Here is a 16,404-nt window from a genome sequence, read left to right on the forward strand (position 1 = left end):
CCCCCGGCCGATAGGACTGGATCACGCGGCCAGCTCGCGATACTCGGCGACCACGTCCGGCGGGGCGCCCGACGCGATGATCGAGCCCGCCTCGAAGAGGACCGCGTGGTCGCACCTCGCTGCGAGCTCGAGGTCGTGGGTGACGATGACGACCTGGGCGGGAAGCGCCAGCAGCAGATCCGCGATCCGTCGGGAGTTGCGCAGGTCCAGCAGGGTCGTCGGCTCGTCGGCGACGATCAGCTGCGGTTCGGTGATCAGGACAGACGCGAGAGCCAGCATCTGCTTCTGACCGCCGGACAGCTCCGACGCCGGCACGTCCGCCCGATCGGTCAAGCCGTGCTCGGCGAGTGCCGCGGCCACACGTCTGTCGACGTCCGCACGAGAGGATCCGCGAAGCGACAGCGCGAGGTCCTCGGCAGGCGTAGGCATGAGGATCTGCGCCTGCGGATCGGTGAAGACGAAACCCACCCGCCGCCGCAGAGCCTTCACATCCCGACGAGAATCGAGACCGTGCACCGTCACGCGCCCTGCATCCGGGAGCACGAGGCCGTTCAGCAGACGCGCGAAAGTGGACTTTCCTGAACCGTTCGCGCCGATGACCGCGATCCTCGCCGTCGTGAGCTCGATGCTCACATCGCGCAGGATCGGCTGCCCCTCCCGCTCCACGGTGACATCGTCGACCGAGATCGATCCGGTCGAGGTCTCAGACCGCACGGACGGATGCCGGCACGGATGGGGCACTCGTGCCGAAAGCTCGAGGGTACGCGCGCCGTAGCGCGAGGACCAGCGCTGTGGCCGCTGCCGCCTTGAGCAGATCGCCGGGGAGGAAGACGAGACTCGCCAGTGCGGTGGGTCCCAGGTCGAGCCCGAGTACGAGCGCGGTGACGGGCACCCCGCAGACGTACACGACCACGATGCCGCCGACGACGACCCCGAGGGCGATCCGCCACCAGCGGGGCCGACCGCTGCGCACGATCAGTCCGATGACGATGACGCCCAGGAGCCACCCGAGCAGGTAGCCGGCTGTCGGACCGACGAAGACGCCGAGACCGCCACGGCCACCGGCGAGGACGGGGAGCCCGACCGCTGCCAGCACCAACACGAGGAGCACCGAGAGCGGGGCCAACCGCGGGCCGAGTACAGCGCCGGCGAGCATCACCCCCAGGGTCTGCGCGGTGATGGGCACCCCGCCGGGGATCGGGATCGTCACCATTCCGAGGACGATGATGAGCGCGGCGAAGATCGCCACCCTCGCGAGTTCGCGACCGAGGTCGTCTGTGTGCCGAGCCATCATCCATCACCTTCCTGAACACCGTTCACTTGAACGGTGTTCACTATACTGACGGGATGGCCCCGGCGCACAACTCGACCCGTCACGACCGCGACGGCGTCGCGCGCGCTGCACTCGCGCTCCTCGACGAGGTCGGCCTCGCCGACCTCTCGATGCGGCGGATCGCCGGCAGGCTCGATGTGCAGCCGAGTGCTCTCTACTGGCACTTCTCGAGCAAGCAGGAGCTGCTGGCGGAGTTGGCCGATCGCATCACCGCGGGCATCCCGCGCGACGATGCGGACGTGTTGACCACCGCCCGCAGCATCCGCGACGCGCTCTTCACCTATCGCGACGGGGCCGAGCTCGTGCTCAGCACGTATGCCCTGCGTCTCGGCTCGTCGTATGCGCACACCGCACTGGAAGCCGCGCTGACGCGCCACGGCCTGTCGGACGCACCGGAGCGAGCAGCCGCACTCCTGCACTTCGTGCTCGGCCATGCGACTCTCGTTCAGCAGCGGATGCACGCCGACAGCCACGGAGCAGCGCTCGACGACCACACGATCGACGTCACAGCGGGACTCGACCGCGTCTTCGACCTCGGCGTGGCCGCGCTCGCCGGAGAGTCGTCCGGCGCCGGCCTCACCGCTCGGGCGACTCCGCATCCGTCAGCTCCGCGGCGTGCCCCAGCCTGAGTCCCGGCACGAACGCCAGGAGCACCAGACCGAGACAGAACGCGAAGACGACGCCGAAGGCGCTCGCACCACCGCCGAGGCTGGCGACGGCGAGACCCGCGAGAGCGATGACGACCGCGGCGCCCGTGGAGTCCGAGATCGACAGAGCTGACGAGTTGAAGCCCTGGTTGCCGGCATCCGAGTACGCGAGCGTGAGCACGGTGAGGCGGGGATAGAGCAGACCCATGCCGCCGCCGGCGAATGCCCATCCCACCACCACGAAGAGCGGCGAGAACCCCCAGAGCGCTGCGAGGAGCACGAACACCAGAGCACAGACCAGCAGCGAGAGGCTGATGACGGTGATCCTCGTGTTGCCGAGACGTTCACCGAACCTCCCCTGCAGCGCGGACGCACCGGCCCAGGCGAACGCGGCGAACATCAAGGCGATGCCCGCCCACGTCGCCGTGAACCCGAACCTCTCCATGAGCAGGTACGGGATGTACGCTTCCGCGGCGAAGAACGCGCCGGCGACGACGCCCCGCATGAGCACGACGCTCGGCAGGCCCCGGCCGGCGCGCAGAGTGCGTCGAGGGAGCAGCGGCAGCACGGCCACGGCGATGACGGCCACCGAGCCCAGTGCGACCGACCATCCGATCTGCGCGGTCATCTCGGCCGTGAAGCCGATCAGCACGGCGAACACCGCGACGACGACGGCGAGCATCAGACGAGTCACGAGAGCTCGACGGTCCTGTGGTTCGCCATGCCCGAGGTCGACGCCGCGCAACCGGATCGCGATCATGAGAAAGGCGGCCGTCGTCAGCACGGCCACCCCGAGGAATGCCCACCGCCAGTCGAGGTACTCGGCGACGGCACCCGCGAGGAACGGGCCGATCATCGACGGCACCACCCAGGCCGCGGCGAACGCCGCGAAGACCCTTCCGTGCAGGTGGGGCGGATACAGGCGGGCCACCACGACGTACAGGGCCACCGTCTGTCCGCCCGCACCGAGCCCCTGCACCAGGCGGCCGATGAGGAACTGATCCATCGTCACCGCGAACCCCGACAGCAGAAGGCCGGCGATGAACAGCGACACGGCGGCGTACAGCGCACCCCGGGGCCCGCGAGCGTCCGACCAGGCACCCGCGGCGACCATCCCGATCACGCTCGTCGCCAGTGTCCCCGCGAAGGCGACTGCGTACAGCGCCTGGCCGTCGAGCGCCTCGCTGACGATCGGCATGACGGTCGTCACCGCCAGAGCCTCGATCGCCGCCAGGAAGATCAGCGCGACCGCGCCGGCGGTGACCCAGAGGCGTTCCCGGTCCCAGATCGACGATGTCGCGCGATCGACCGTCATCGATCCACGAGCGTCGCGATGCGCTCGATGGCCTCGGTGATGATCTCCGGACTCGTCCCGAAGTTCAACCGCACGAATCCCCTGCCCTGCTCGCCGAAGGCGGGGCCGAAGTGCAGGGCCACCTTCGCCTCCTTGAGGATCCGACGCGCGGGGTTGTCGCCCCATCCGAGAGCCGAGAGATCGATCCAGGCGAGGTAGCCGGCATCGGGCATCCGGTAGCGGGCGCCGGGGAGCTTCGATGCGAGCAGGTCCTCGAGGAGTACGCGGTTCGCGTCGAGTGTCGCGAGCAGCCCGTCCAGCCACTCATCGCTCTCCTCCGAGAAGGCGGCGACAGCCGCGAGCAGACCGAACTGACCGGTGCGCCACTCGACCTCGATCGGCAACCCGCGCACGACCGCGCTCGTCGAATCGGAAGCGGTCACCATGAGGGCGCACTTGAGGCCGGCCAGATTGAAGGCCTTGCTCGCGCTGACGACCGCATACCCCACGCGCTCGGCGGCCTCGCCCGTGTCGAGGAACGGCGTGAAGCCGGTTCCCGGCTGGGCGAGCGGTGCGTGGATCTCGTCGGAGACCACCGCCGCGCCGAACTCGTCGGCGATCTCGGCCAGCGCCGCGAGCGCGTCGCGACTGTGGACGGTGCCCGTCGGGTTGTGCGGATTGCAGAGCAGGATCGCGGTCGCGCCGTCCTCGAACGCTGCACGGACGCCGTCGAGATCGAGTTCCCACCCCATCCCCGTGTCGATGAGAGGCACCCGTTCCACCTCGGCGCCGGCCTCGGATACCAGGTCGAAGAACGGCGGGTACACGGGAGGGGTGACGACCACGCGCTCTCCCGGCTGCGTCACGCGGCGGAGAATCTCGACGATGCCCATGCTCACATCGGCCGTGGTGCGCATCCGCGTCGGATCCGCCTCCCAGCCGAAGCGACGGCGTGCGAACGCCGCGTAGGTGTCGGGCAATGGTGTCCGCGAGGCGATGTACCCCGTGTCTCCGAGCTCGACGGCGCGACGCAACGCGTTCGAGACCTCCGGTGCGAGCGGGAAATCGGTCTCCGCGACGAAGAGCGGAAGCACGTCGGCGGGATACTCCCGCCACTTCTCGCTGCTACGTCGTCTGAGCTCCGCCAGAGGCAGAGCCGTGACTTCGAGCATTCTCAGATCGCGAAGCCGAGGGCGCGCATCATGTCGCGCCCGTCGTCTGTGATCTTCTCCGGACCCCACGGCGGCATCCACACCCAGTTGATGCGGAAGCGGTCGACGACGTTGTCCAGAGCCTGCGCGGTCTGGTCCTCGAGCACGTCCGTCAGGGGGCAGCCGGCGCTGGTCAGCGTCATGTGGATGACGAGAGCATCGTTCTCGTCATCCCAGGCGAGGTCGTAGATGAGGCCGAGGTCGACGACGTTGATCCCGAGTTCCGGGTCCATGACGTCTTTGAGCGCCTCGGTGACCTCGTCGTACTTCGCGTCCGTGAGGGTGGCTGTCATGCGAATCAGCCTACGCCTCGATGGGGGCTGCGGGGTCGAGGAAACGGTCGTATCCCTCTTCCTCGAGCCGGTCTGCAAGCTCAGGGCCGCCCTCTTCGACGATCTTGCCCGCGACGACCACATGCACGAAGTCCGGACGGATGTAGCGGAGGATACGGGTGTAGTGCGTGATCAGCAGCACGCCGAGTCCGGTCGACTCCTTGGCGCGATTGACGCCTTCCGAGACGATCTTCAGCGCGTCGACGTCGAGGCCCGAGTCGGTCTCGTCGAGAATCGCGAACTGCGGCTTGAGGACCTCGAGCTGCAGGATCTCGTGACGCTTCTTCTCGCCACCGGAGAAGCCTTCGTTGACGTTGCGCTGAGCGAACTTCGGGTCCATGCGGAGGTTCGCCATGGCCGCCTTGACGTCCTTGGTCCAGCCGCGGATCGCCGGAGCTTCGCCGTCGAGTGCCGTCTTGGCGGTGCGGAGGAAGTTCGTCACCGTCACGCCGGGGATCTCAACCGGGTACTGCATCGCGAGGAACAGGCCGGCGCGCGCGCGCTCGTCGACGCTCATCGCGAGCACATCCTGGCCGTCGAAGGTGATCGAGCCGGAGGTCACGGTGTACTTCGGGTGGCCGGCGATCGTGTACGCGAGCGTCGACTTGCCCGAGCCGTTGGGGCCCATGATCGCGTGCGTCTCACCGGTGTTCATGGTGAGGGTGATTCCGTTGAGGATCGGGGTGGTACCCGCCTCGGTCTCGACCGTCACGTGCAGGTCGCGGATTTCGAGAACAGACATTCAGACTTCCTTCGTCACAGTCGGGTCGATGAGCACGTCGTCGCCGTCGATCTCGACGACGTAGACCGGAACGGGCTCATAAGCAGGGAGGTTCTGGGGCTTGCCGGTGAGCAGCGAGAACGCGGAGCCGTGGGCCCAGCACTCCACCGTGTCACCTTCGACGAAGCCTTCGGCGAGAGAGATGTCGCCATGCGTGCAGGTGTCCCCGATGGCGTGGATCACGCCTTCGGAGTCCTTGATCACGGTGATCGGGACGCCGTTCGGCTCGACGCGGATCGGCATGTCCTGCTCGAGTTCCGCGACGCCGCACACGCGCTCGGCGCTCATGCGTTCACCTCGGCGAGCTCCGTCTCGATCGCGTCGAGCAGCTCGGTCTCCAGTGCCGGGATCCCCAGGCGCTGAACGATGTCGGTGAGGAATCCGAGCACGACGAGTCGGCGCGCTTCCTCTTCGCTGATGCCGCGGGCCTGCAGGTAGAACAGCTGCTCGTCATCGAAGCGCCCCGTGGCGCTGGCGTGGCCGGCGCCGAGGATGTCCCCGGTCTCGATCTCGAGGTTCGGGATCGAGTCGGCGCGTGCACCCTCGGTGAGCACCAGGTTGCGGTTCGCCTCGTAGGAGTCGGTGCCCGTCGCATCGGCGCCGATGAGCACGTCGCCGATCCACACGCTGTGCGCTCCCTGCCCCTGGAGCGCACCCTTGTAGAGCACGTCGCCCTTGGTGTGCGGGCCCTTGTGGTGCAGGTAGACCTGGCTCTCGAGGTGCTGCCCGGCATCGGCGTAGGACAGTCCGTAGAGGTAGCCCTCGGATCCGGCGCCGGCGAGCTCGACGCTCGGGTTCACGCGCACGACTCCGCCGCCGAAGCTGATCACGAAGTGCTTGAGCGTGGCATCCGCATCGACCCTGGCCTGATGCGCAGAGGTGTGCACGGCCTCGTCCTGCCACTGCTGCAGGCTGATGACAGTGAGCTTCGCGCCATCGCGGACGATGATCTCGACGTTCTGCGAGTACTGCGCGGCTCCGGTGTGCTGGAGCACGACGGTGGCCGAGCTGTGCTCGAGGGCCTCGATCACGATGTGGGCATCGGCGCGCAGTTCGGCGCCGAGGCCCTCGATCGAGACGAGGATCGGCTCAGCGACCTCTTCTTCGCGCGGGATGCGGATGTGCAGCGCCTCGGACGAGCCCTGCCAGGCGACGGCCGCCGTGATGTCCTCGGCCAGGAAGACCTCTCCGCGCGGGGCATCGCCCGCGGCGAGCGGTGCCGCCACGTACTTCTCGCCGTCACCGAACGAGTAGCGCACGCCCTCGGTTGGACCTGCCACCTCGAAGAGGGCGGAGAGCTTGGCCACCGGAGTGTGCTTCCAGTTGACCTCGCGGCCGGTCGGCGAACCGAAGTCGGCGGGTTCGAAGGAGTGCGGACGCTCCGAGCGGGTCTGCACCGGGACGAATCCGGCATCCGAGACCTGAGCTGCGGGGTCGATGTGCGCGTTCGTGTGCTGCGCCTCGCTGGGCGCTGTCGTCGAGGCCGCCATTTAGCCGACCGATCCTTCCATGCCCATTTCGATGAGCTTGTTCAATTCCATCGCGTACTCCATGGGCAGTTCGCGCGCGATCGGCTCGATGAAGCCGCGCACGATCATCGCCATCGCCTCGTCCTCGGGCATGCCGCGGGACTGCAGGTAGAAGAGCTGCTCCTCGCTGACCTTCGAGACGGTGGCCTCGTGGCCCAGCTGCACGTCGTCGACCCGGATGTCGATGGCCGGGTATGTGTCGGAGCGCGATTTCGTGTCCACCAGCAGCGCGTCGCAGCGCACGGTGTTCGCGGAGTGGTGCGCGTTCGCGTCCACCCTCACCTCGCCGCGGTATCCCGCACGTCCACCGCCACGGGCGATCGACTTGGAGACGATCGACGACTGCGTGTACGGAGCCATGTGGATCATCTTCGCGCCGGCATCCTGGTGCTGGCCGGGACCCGCGAAGGCGACCGAGAGGGTCTCGCCCTTGGCGTGCTCGCCCATCAGGTAGATCGACGGGTACTTCATCGTCACCTTGGAGCCGATGTTGCCGTCGACCCACTCCATCGTCGCGCCCTCATGGGCGACGGCTCGCTTGGTGACGAGGTTGTAGACGTTGTTCGACCAGTTCTGGATCGTCGTGTACCGAACGCGGGCGTTCTTCTTCACGATGATCTCGACGACGGCCGAGTGCAGCGAGTCCGACTTGTAGATCGGAGCGGTGCAGCCCTCGATGTAGTGGACGTAGCTGTCCTCGTCGGCGATGATCAGGGTCCGCTCGAACTGGCCCATGTTCTCGGTGTTGATGCGGAAGTACGCCTGCAGCGGGATCTCGACGTGCACGCCCTTGGGGACGTAGACGAACGAACCTCCCGACCACACGGCTGTGTTGAGCGCGGCGAACTTGTTGTCGCCGGCCGGGATCACGGTGCCGAAGTACTCCTCGAAGAACTCGGGGTGCTCGCGGAGCGCGGTGTCGGTGTCCATGAAGATGACGCCCTGCTCCTCCAGATCCTCGCGGATCTGGTGGTAGACGACCTCGGACTCGTACTGCGCTGCGACGCCGGCGACGAGGCGCTGACGCTCGGCCTCGGGGATGCCGAGGCGCTCGTACGTCTCGCGGATCTCAGCCGGGAGATCCTCCCAGGACTGGGCCTGCTTCTCGGTCGAGCGCACGAAGTACTTGATGTTGTCGAAGTCGATCTCGCTGAGGTCTGCACCCCAGGTCGGCATCGGCTTGCGACCGAAGAGCTGATAGCCCTTGAGTCGGGTCTTCAGCATCCATTCGGGCTCGTGCTTGAGCGCCGAGATCCCGCGGACCACCTCTTCGGAGATACCGCGCTTGGCGATGGCTCCGGCGGCATCTTCGTCATGCCACCCGAATTCGTACACCCCCAGGCCGTCAAGCTCCGGGCGGTCGATCAGCACATCCGACATCACACACTCTCCTCACAGGTCCCAAACGGTGTCATCCGCCCCGACACACCTGATCCCCGTCGAGTCTGCGGGAGCGGGTGCCGTTGGTGGGCCCTCATCACCGGCGCATCCATCGCGCCTAAACTGTTAGCGATGCTTCAGCGCGGTCAGCGCTCATCACAACAATCCGATTCTACAGGTTCCGCCTGAAGACAGGGCCGCTCGCCGTGTCCGGCGCGGTTCGGAGAGACTTATGCCCGAGACGACGATCTCCTCCCCCACGAACGCGGCAGCGTCGACGCATGCGATCCTCTGGGGACGAGCGCTTCGCGTCTTCGCCTGGCTCTCATTCCTCGCGCAGACCATCATCATCGGCACCGGCGGTGCCGTGCGGCTGACCGGATCAGGCCTCGGATGCTCCGAGTGGCCGCTCTGCACGCCGGAGTCGCTCGTCCCGATCTATGCCGATCAGGGAATCCACGGCATCATCGAGTTCGGCAACCGCGTCATGACGGGTGTGGTCGGCGTCATCGCCCTCGCCGTCCTGCTGCTCGTGCTGGCGCGCACCGGGGGGAAGGCCACGGTGTTCTCGGCCCTCCGCTTCGCCGCCGCCGGAATCGTGGCGGCCGGGGTCGTGTTCTTCGTCTTCACGCTCGTCGACCTCCCCGCCACGCCCTTCGCGATGGCGGCTCTGCTCGTGACGGTCATCGCCGCCACGGTCAGATCGGTCAGGGTGACGACCGAAAGGCGGGATCTCGTCATCCTCGCCTGGGTCGTGCTGATCGGCGTCGTCGCGCAGGCTCTTGTGGGCGGCATCACGGTGCTCACGGGACTGAACCCCTTCATCGTCGGATTCCACTACGTGTCGTCCCTCCTCCTTGTGTGCGTGACCGCGGCCTTCCTGGTCAGGCTCTACGCCGCGCCCGGACCGCGTGAGCGCGCGGTGCCGACCTGGTTCGCGGCACTGAGCCACATCACCGGTCTCGCCCTCGCCGTGACGATCCTGTTCGGCGTGCTGACCACCGGTTCCGGGCCGCACTCCGGCGACGCGGCCGTCGAGCGCCAGGGATTCGACGCCACGGTGCTCGCCCACGTGCACTCCTGGCCGGGATACATCCTCGCCGCGCTCGTCGTCACCTTGACGATCGCCGCGTGGGTCCTGCACCTACGACCGCGCAGATGGCTGCTCGTGCTCGTGCTGGCGATCCTGGTGCAGGTCGGCGTGGGCGTGTGGCAGGCGCGCGAAGGCCTCCCGCCGGTGCTCGTGGGCATCCACATGGTGCTCGCCTCGCTGTCGGCGGCTGCGTACACCGTGGTGGTGCTGAACCTGAAGAAGCCGGCCGCTGCGGAGGCCTGACCCCGGCTGCGCACAGGGGATGCATAGCCCGGGCATCAGCGGCTCATCAGTTCGTCGTGCACCGTTGCGGACATGAACAAGTCATTGACACGCAGCATCGGCTTCTGGCTCCTCCTCGTGCTCTCGCTCGCTTCAGCGGGAGTGGGCGGGTGGCTGATCGCCGGCCAGGTCGGCACCATGACGAGCACTCTGCTCGACGGCACGGCGACCGGCATCGAGGTCTACGTGGGGCAGTCGCTCGTCGTCGTCGGAGCCGCGCTTCTGGGCGCCGGCGTCATCGGCGTGCTGATCGCCGTCGGTCTGAGTGCGGTGCAGGCGCTCCTGCCTTCTCCTGCACCCGCAGTCGTCGGGCCGATCGACGGGACGAACGAGTCAGCTGAGGCGGATGAAGCCGACACCATCGACTCCGAGATCCCCGCGACAGCGGCGGACGACGAGCTGGTCGGCGACGCCGAGCAGGATCAGAACGGCAGCAGCGGGTCGACCGCGACGGCCACGAAGATCAGCGTCAGATAAGTGATCGAGGCGTGGAAGACTCGCATCGGCCGCGCCTCGTTGCCTCGCACCGCCTGGTTGTACAGGCGGTGCGACTCATAGATGAACCAGCCGCCGAACACCGCGGCGGAGACGCCGTAGACGAGGCCCATGTTCGCGATCGGGATCAGCAGCAGCGAGCAGGCGACGGTCGCCCAGGCATAGAGGATGACCTGGAGGCCGACCTGTGAGGCGTTGCGGGTGACACCGAGCATGGGCACGTCGACGTCGTCGTAGTCGTCCTTGTACTTCATCGACAGCGGCCAGTAATGCGGCGGCGTCCAGAGGAAGATGAGCGCGAACAGGATGAACGCGGGCCAGTCGAGCGAGCCGGTGACGGCAGCCCAGCCGATGAGCACCGGGAAGCACCCGGCGATGCCGCCCCAGATGATGTTCTGCTCGGTGCGTCGCTTGAGGATCATCGTGTAGATGACGACGTAGAAGAAGATGGCGGATGCCGACAGCGTGGCCGCCAGCCAGTTCGTGGTGAACCACAGCCATACGGTCGAGACGACGGCCAGCGTCCAGGAGAAGATCAGCGCGCCTCGCGGGCTGATCTCGCCGGTCACCAGCGGACGGTTCTCCGTGCGATGCATGTGGGCATCGATGTCGCGGTCGAGGTACATGTTGAACGCCGCGGCCGAGCCGGCGCTCAGCGAGCCGCCGATCACGGTGGCCAGCACGAGCCACATGTCGGGAAGACCGCCCTGAGCGAGGAACATCACCGGGACGGTCGACACCAGCAGCAGTTCGAGGACGCGCGGCTTGGTGAGGGCGACGTACGCCTTCACGGTGCGACCGATGGACTTCTTCACAACGGTCTGATCAGACATCGTCGAGATCTCGATCGCCTCCTCCACACGCGTCACGACAGCGTTTCCCAGTCTAGGGCACGCCGGGCGCAGGGCTCGCCCGCCCCGATGATCAGCGCTCCACCGACCCTCGCATCCGGGCTCCCGGGACGCGACGGGATCGCGTTCCAGGACTCCTGATCCGCAGTTCCACCGCCCATCGGAAGCCTCGACGAAGGCATGGAATTACTGGACGGGCGGAGCGTTGTAAAGGGGGGTAACGAGTCGAACCTCGGCGCTATGCTGAAATGACTCGCGCGTCCGGCGCACATCACAAACCCCTCCGTATCGTTGCGGACTGCGATCGTGCAATCCGGCGCTCTCGAACAGTTGCAGAAGGGCTTCACAGTGTCGGAATTGCAGTGGGATGAGATCGACCGACGCGCGGTGGACACCGCGCGTCTTCTGGCTGCGGATGCCGTGGAGAAGGTCGGCAACGGCCACCCCGGCACCGCGATGAGCCTGGCTCCGGCCGCGTATCTCCTCTATCAGCGGGTGCTTCGTCACGACCCGGCCGACACCGACTGGCTGGGTCGTGACCGTTTCATCCTCTCGGTCGGACACTCCTCTCTCACCCAGTACGTGCAGCTCTACCTCGGCGGCTTCGGCCTCGAGCTCGACGACCTCAAGGCACTGCGCACGTGGGGTTCCCTCACCCCGGGCCACCCCGAATACGGTCACACCAAGGGCGTCGAGATCACCACCGGCCCGCTGGGACAGGGACTCGCTTCCGCCGTCGGCTTCGCCTACGCCGCCCGCTACGAGCGCGGCCTGTTCGACCCCGAGGCAGAGGCGGGCACCAGCCCGTTCGATCACTTCGTCTACGTGATCGCCGGTGACGGCGACCTCCAGGAAGGCGTCACCAGCGAGGCCTCCTCGCTCGCGGGCCACCAGGAGCTCGGCAACCTCATCGCGATCTACGACTCCAACCAGATCTCGATCGAGGACGACACGAACGTCGCCTTCACCGAAGACGTCGCCAAGCGCTACGAGGCCTACGGCTGGCAGGTCCAGGTCGTCGACTGGAAGAAGACCGGCGAGTACGTCGAGGACGTCGCCGAGCTCAACGCGGCGATCGAGGCCGCGAAGGGCGAGACCTCGAAGCCGTCGCTCATCATCCTGAAGACGATCATCGGCTGGCCCTCGCCCGGCAAGCAGAACTCCGGCAAGATCCACGGCTCCGCGCTCGGTGGCGACGAGCTCGCCGCAACGAAGAAGGTCCTGGGCTTCGACCCCGAAGAGCACTTCGCCATCGCCGACGACGTCATCGCCCACACCCGCGCACTCGCGGATCGCGCCGCGGAGACCCGCGCCGAGTGGCAGAAGTCGTTCGACACGTGGGCCGCGGCCAACCCTGAGCGCAAGGCGCTGCTCGACCGCCTCGAGGCGAAGCAGCTGCCAGCCGACATCACCTCGGCGCTCCCCGTCTTCGAAGGCGGCAAGGACGTCTCGACGCGTGCGGCCTCCGGTCAGGTCATCAACGCCCTCGCCGCCGAGCTCCCCGAGCTCTGGGGCGGATCGGCCGACCTCGCCGAGTCGAACCTCACCACGATCAAGGACTCGAAGTCCTTCATCCCCGCCGAGTGGTCGACCCACGAGTGGTCGGGCGACCCCTACGGCCGCGTGCTGCACTTCGGCATTCGCGAGCACGCCATGGGCGCCATCGTCAACGGCATCGTGCTGCACGGCCCGACGCGCGCCTTCGGCGGCACCTTCCTCATCTTCAGCGACTACATGCGCCCGCCGGTGCGTCTGGCCGCGCTGATGAACGTCCCCAGCATCTTCGTCTGGACTCACGACTCCGTCGCCCTCGGAGAAGACGGCCCGACGCACCAGCCCGTCGAGCAGATCGCGACGCTCCGCGCCATCCCGAACTTCACCCTGGTGCGTCCGGCTGACGCCAACGAGACCTCGGCCGCCTGGCTCGAGATCCTCCGACGCCACGAGGGCCCCACCGGCATCGCGCTGACCCGTCAGAACATCCCGGTGTTCGAGCGCGGCCAGGGTGCAGCCGACGGTGACCTCTTCGCCTCGACAGACGGTGTCTCGAAGGGTGCATATGTGCTCGCCGAGGCGCCGAACGGCACCCCCGACGTGATCATCATCGCGACCGGGTCCGAGGTCCAGCTGGCGGTCGACGCCCGTGCGGCCCTGGCCGACGAGGGCGTCAACGTCCGCGTCGTCTCCGCTCCGTCGCTCGAGTGGTTCGACGAGCAGGACGAGGCATACCGCGAGTCGGTCCTGCCGAAGGCCGTCACCGCCCGCGTCTCGGTCGAGGCCGGCTCCGTCCTCAGCTGGCGCGGCATCGTGGGCGACCGCGGCCGTTCGGTCGGCATCGACCACTTCGGCGCCTCCGCCGACTACAAGACCCTGTTCCAGAAGTTCGGCATCACCACCGAGGCCGTCATCGCGGCCGCACGCGAGACCATCAAGGAGAACGCATGAGCACCCCCACCGCAGACCTCGCAGCAGCCGGTGTCAGCATCTGGCTCGACGACCTGTCCCGCACCCGCATCTCGTCCGGCAACCTCGCCGAGCTGATCGAGTCGCGCAACGTGGTCGGCGTGACCACCAACCCGACGATCTTCGCGAACGCGATCACCGACAAGAACAACACCTCGTACGACGCTCAGGTCACCGAGCTCGCAGCGTCGGGCGCCACGGCGGAAGAGGCCGTGTTCGCCGCGACCACGCAGGACGTCGCCGCCGCTCTCGACGTCTTCCGCCCCGTGTGGGAGAAGTCGGGCCACGTCGACGGCCGCGTCTCCATCGAGGTCTCCCCCGACCTCGCGCATGACACCGAGGGCACCGTCGCACAGGCCAAGCAGCTGTGGGCAAAGGTCGACCGTCCGAACCTGCTCGTGAAGATCCCCGCGACGAAGGCGGGCCTGCCTGCCATCACCGAGGCGATCGCATCGGGCATCAGCGTCAACGTCACCCTGATCTTCAGCCTCGAGCGCTACGCCGAGGTCATCGACGCCTACCTCACCGGTCTCGAGCGCGCGCACAGCGCCGACTTCGATCTGTCGAGCATCCACTCCGTGGCCTCGTTCTTCGTGTCGCGCGTCGACACGGAGACCGACAAGCGCCTCTCGGCGATCGGCACCGACGAGGCCGAGGCGCTCAAGAGCAAGGCAGGCCTCGCGAACGCGCGTCTCGCCTACGAGCTCTACGAGCAGAAGTTCGCCGAAAAGCGTGCGCAGGACCTCATCAAGCTGGGCGCCAACCCGCAGCGTCCGCTGTGGGCGTCGACCGGCGTCAAGGACCCGGCCCTGCCCGACACGCTCTACGTCACCGAGCTCGTGGCGAAGGACGTCGTCAACACGATGCCGGAGAAGACCCTCGAGGCCACCTTCGACCACGGCGTCGTCACCGGCGACACGATCACGGGCGGCTACGACGAGGCTCGCGCCGTGTTCGCCGGTCTCGCCGACCTCGGCATCGACTTCACCGACGTCACCCAGGTGCTCGAGGACGAGGGCGTCGCCAAGTTCATCGACTCCTGGCACGATCTGCTGACGCAGGTGGCTGAGGGCCTCGAGGCTCAGCGATGACCTTTGCGATCCACGCCTCGGGCGCGGCTCGGGTCGCGATCGACGAGACGGTTCCCGCTCTCGTCCACGACCTGGTCGCCTCGCGGGTGACCGGCGGCGACGCAGCCCTGTGGGGTCCCGCCGCCGAGTCCGAGGCGTCGATCCGCCTGGGCTGGGTCGAGGCGGTATCCGTCTCGCGCCCCCTCGTCGCCGAGATCGTCGCCCTCCGCGCCGATCTGCACGCGAAGGGTGTGAACCGCGTGGTGCTCGCCGGCATGGGCGGCTCATCGCTCGCCCCCGAGGTGATCGCCCAGACCGCCGGTGTCCCGCTGACGATTCTCGACTCGACCGCGCCGAGCCAGGTGCTCGCCGCGCTCGACGAGGGCCTGGAGAACACCGTGCTGGTCGTCTCCTCGAAGTCCGGCTCGACCGTCGAGACCGACTCGCAGCGTCGCACTTTCGAGGCCGCGTTCCGCGACGTGGGCATCGACCCGCTCGAGCGCATCATCGTCGTGACCGACCCGGGCTCGCCGCTCGACGTCTCCGCTCGTGAAGCCGGCTACCGCGTGTTCAACGCCGACCCGCACGTCGGCGGGCGGTACTCGGCCCTCACCGCCTTCGGCCTCGTACCGTCGGGGCTCGCGGGCGCTGACATCGCCGAGCTCCTCGACGAGGCCGAGGCCTCGCTCCTCGAGGTCGCCATCGACTCGGCCGACAACCCGGCACTCCGGCTGGCCGCGGCGATCTCCGCCACCACGCCGCGACGCGACAAGCTCGGTCTCATCACCGACGGCACGCACATCAACGGGCTCCCCGACTGGATCGAGCAGCTCATCGCGGAGTCCACCGGCAAGGACAGCACCGGCATCCTTCCCGTCGTCCTGCTGCCCGTGTCGCCGGAGCTCGACTCCCGACCCGCCGATCTCCAGATCGTGCGGCTCGTCGACGACGCGAACGAGTTCCACCTGCGCGAACGTCACGAGGGCGAGATCCTCGTCAGCGGTTCGCTGGGTGCGCAGCTCATCGTGTGGGAGTACGCGACCGCCATCGCCGGGTATCTGCTCGGCATCAACCCGTTCGACCAGCCCGACGTCGAGTCGGCGAAGGTCGCCGCCCGTGGACTGCTGGATGCACGTCCCTCTCCGACGACACCGGCGTTCGTCGAGAACGGCGTCGAGGTCCGCGTCTCCGACCCCGCTCTCGCGGTGTCGGGAACCGTCGAGGGCGTGCTCGACGCGCTGTGGGCTGTGCTGCCGGAAGACGGCTACGTGTCGATCCAGGCATACGTCAACAGGCTCGACGTCCCGCAGCTGCAGGGTCTCCGCGAGCTCGTCGCCGCCGACTCCGGTCGGCCGACGACGTTCGGATGGGGACCCCGGTTCCTGCACTCCACCGGCCAGTACCACAAGGGCGGGCCGGCGCAGGGCGTGTTCCTGCAGATCCTGGAGCGCACGGATGTCGACCTCGAGATCCCCGAGCGCCCGTTCACGTTCGGACAGCTCATCGAGGCACAGGCCGCCGGCGATGCCGGTGTCCTCGCCGAGCACGGCCGTCCGGTCGTCTCCCTGACGATCACCGATTCGTCGGCCGACGTCCTCACCCTCTTCGAAGCCGCACAGAAGTAACAGCCAGGAGAATCCCCC

Annotated in this window: 16 protein-coding genes; 6 read left to right on the forward strand and 10 right to left on the reverse strand. The window is 67.7% G+C overall.

Features of this window, described 5'->3' with window-relative positions:
* Positions 1-21: 21 nt before the first annotated feature.
* Entirely contained in the window at positions 22-714 is a 693-nt protein-coding gene (locus BMW26_RS09735; protein WP_083569345.1) for an energy-coupling factor ABC transporter ATP-binding protein, read from the reverse strand.
* On the reverse strand, positions 704-1,294 hold the full coding sequence (locus BMW26_RS09740; RefSeq protein ID WP_157557420.1) for a biotin transporter BioY: 591 nt from the start codon (positions 1,292-1,294) through the stop codon (positions 704-706). The genes BMW26_RS09735 and BMW26_RS09740 overlap by 11 nt, the downstream gene beginning before the upstream one ends.
* A gap of 53 nt (positions 1,295-1,347) precedes the next feature.
* Between BMW26_RS09740 and BMW26_RS09745 the strand changes: the two genes are divergently transcribed.
* The gene (locus BMW26_RS09745; RefSeq protein ID WP_083569346.1) at positions 1,348-1,962 is read left to right on the forward strand and encodes a TetR family transcriptional regulator; all 615 of its coding nucleotides are present in this window, start codon (positions 1,348-1,350) and stop codon (positions 1,960-1,962) included.
* Here the strand turns inward: BMW26_RS09745 and BMW26_RS09750 are convergent.
* From BMW26_RS09750 to sufB, 7 genes are read right to left on the reverse strand one after another with little or no spacing between them, the layout of a single operon-like run.
* Positions 1,910-3,295 (reverse strand): MFS transporter, encoded by a 1,386-nt coding sequence (locus BMW26_RS09750; RefSeq protein ID WP_072591382.1) that lies wholly within the window; start codon positions 3,293-3,295, stop codon positions 1,910-1,912. The genes BMW26_RS09745 and BMW26_RS09750 overlap by 53 nt on opposite strands.
* Positions 3,292-4,446: a MalY/PatB family protein gene (locus BMW26_RS09755; RefSeq protein ID WP_072591383.1), complete on the reverse strand. Its 1,155-nt coding sequence runs from the start codon at positions 4,444-4,446 to the stop codon at positions 3,292-3,294. The genes BMW26_RS09750 and BMW26_RS09755 overlap by 4 nt, the downstream gene beginning before the upstream one ends.
* Positions 4,447-4,448: 2 nt before the next feature.
* Complete coding sequence (locus tag BMW26_RS09760) at positions 4,449-4,778, reverse strand: metal-sulfur cluster assembly factor (RefSeq protein WP_053096448.1); 330 nt, start codon at positions 4,776-4,778, stop codon at positions 4,449-4,451.
* 10 nt (positions 4,779-4,788) lie between these two features.
* The gene (gene sufC / locus BMW26_RS09765) at positions 4,789-5,559 is read right to left on the reverse strand and encodes a Fe-S cluster assembly ATPase SufC (RefSeq protein WP_053096451.1); all 771 of its coding nucleotides are present in this window, start codon (positions 5,557-5,559) and stop codon (positions 4,789-4,791) included.
* Positions 5,560-5,886, reverse strand: a complete 327-nt coding sequence (locus BMW26_RS09770; protein WP_053096453.1) for a non-heme iron oxygenase ferredoxin subunit — start codon at positions 5,884-5,886, stop codon at positions 5,560-5,562.
* Positions 5,883-7,088, reverse strand: a complete 1,206-nt coding sequence (gene sufD, locus BMW26_RS09775; RefSeq protein WP_072591384.1) for a Fe-S cluster assembly protein SufD — start codon at positions 7,086-7,088, stop codon at positions 5,883-5,885. Before sufD ends, BMW26_RS09770 begins: the two co-directional genes overlap by 4 nt.
* Entirely contained in the window at positions 7,089-8,507 is a 1,419-nt protein-coding gene (sufB, locus tag BMW26_RS09780) for a Fe-S cluster assembly protein SufB (RefSeq protein ID WP_053096457.1), read from the reverse strand. It abuts the gene before it with no gap.
* A 232-nt stretch (positions 8,508-8,739) separates the two neighbouring features.
* On the opposite strand from sufB, the gene BMW26_RS09785 reads away from it, so the two are divergent.
* Entirely contained in the window at positions 8,740-9,843 is a 1,104-nt protein-coding gene (locus tag BMW26_RS09785) for a COX15/CtaA family protein (protein WP_056278886.1), read from the forward strand.
* 72 nt (positions 9,844-9,915) lie between these two features.
* Positions 9,916-10,359, forward strand: a complete 444-nt coding sequence (locus BMW26_RS09790; protein WP_072591385.1) for a hypothetical protein — start codon at positions 9,916-9,918, stop codon at positions 10,357-10,359.
* Here the strand turns inward: BMW26_RS09790 and BMW26_RS09795 are convergent.
* Positions 10,305-11,210 (reverse strand): heme o synthase, encoded by a 906-nt coding sequence (locus BMW26_RS09795; protein WP_053099149.1) that lies wholly within the window; start codon positions 11,208-11,210, stop codon positions 10,305-10,307. The two genes, BMW26_RS09790 and BMW26_RS09795, sit on opposite strands and share 55 nt — an antisense overlap.
* A gap of 366 nt (positions 11,211-11,576) precedes the next feature.
* Between BMW26_RS09795 and tkt the strand changes: the two genes are divergently transcribed.
* The 3 genes from tkt to BMW26_RS09810 are packed head-to-tail and all read left to right on the forward strand — an operon-like array spanning position 11,577 to position 16,386.
* Positions 11,577-13,673: a transketolase gene (gene tkt, locus BMW26_RS09800; RefSeq protein WP_072592305.1), complete on the forward strand. Its 2,097-nt coding sequence runs from the start codon at positions 11,577-11,579 to the stop codon at positions 13,671-13,673.
* Complete coding sequence (gene tal, locus BMW26_RS09805; RefSeq protein ID WP_053096462.1) at positions 13,670-14,782, forward strand: transaldolase; 1,113 nt, start codon at positions 13,670-13,672, stop codon at positions 14,780-14,782. Before tkt ends, tal begins: the two co-directional genes overlap by 4 nt.
* Positions 14,779-16,386 (forward strand): hypothetical protein, encoded by a 1,608-nt coding sequence (locus tag BMW26_RS09810; protein ID WP_072591386.1) that lies wholly within the window; start codon positions 14,779-14,781, stop codon positions 16,384-16,386. Before tal ends, BMW26_RS09810 begins: the two co-directional genes overlap by 4 nt.
* Positions 16,387-16,404: the final 18 nt, after the last annotated feature.

The organism is Microbacterium sp. 1.5R (assembly GCF_001889265.1).
Lineage (GTDB): Bacteria > Actinomycetota > Actinomycetes > Actinomycetales > Microbacteriaceae > Microbacterium.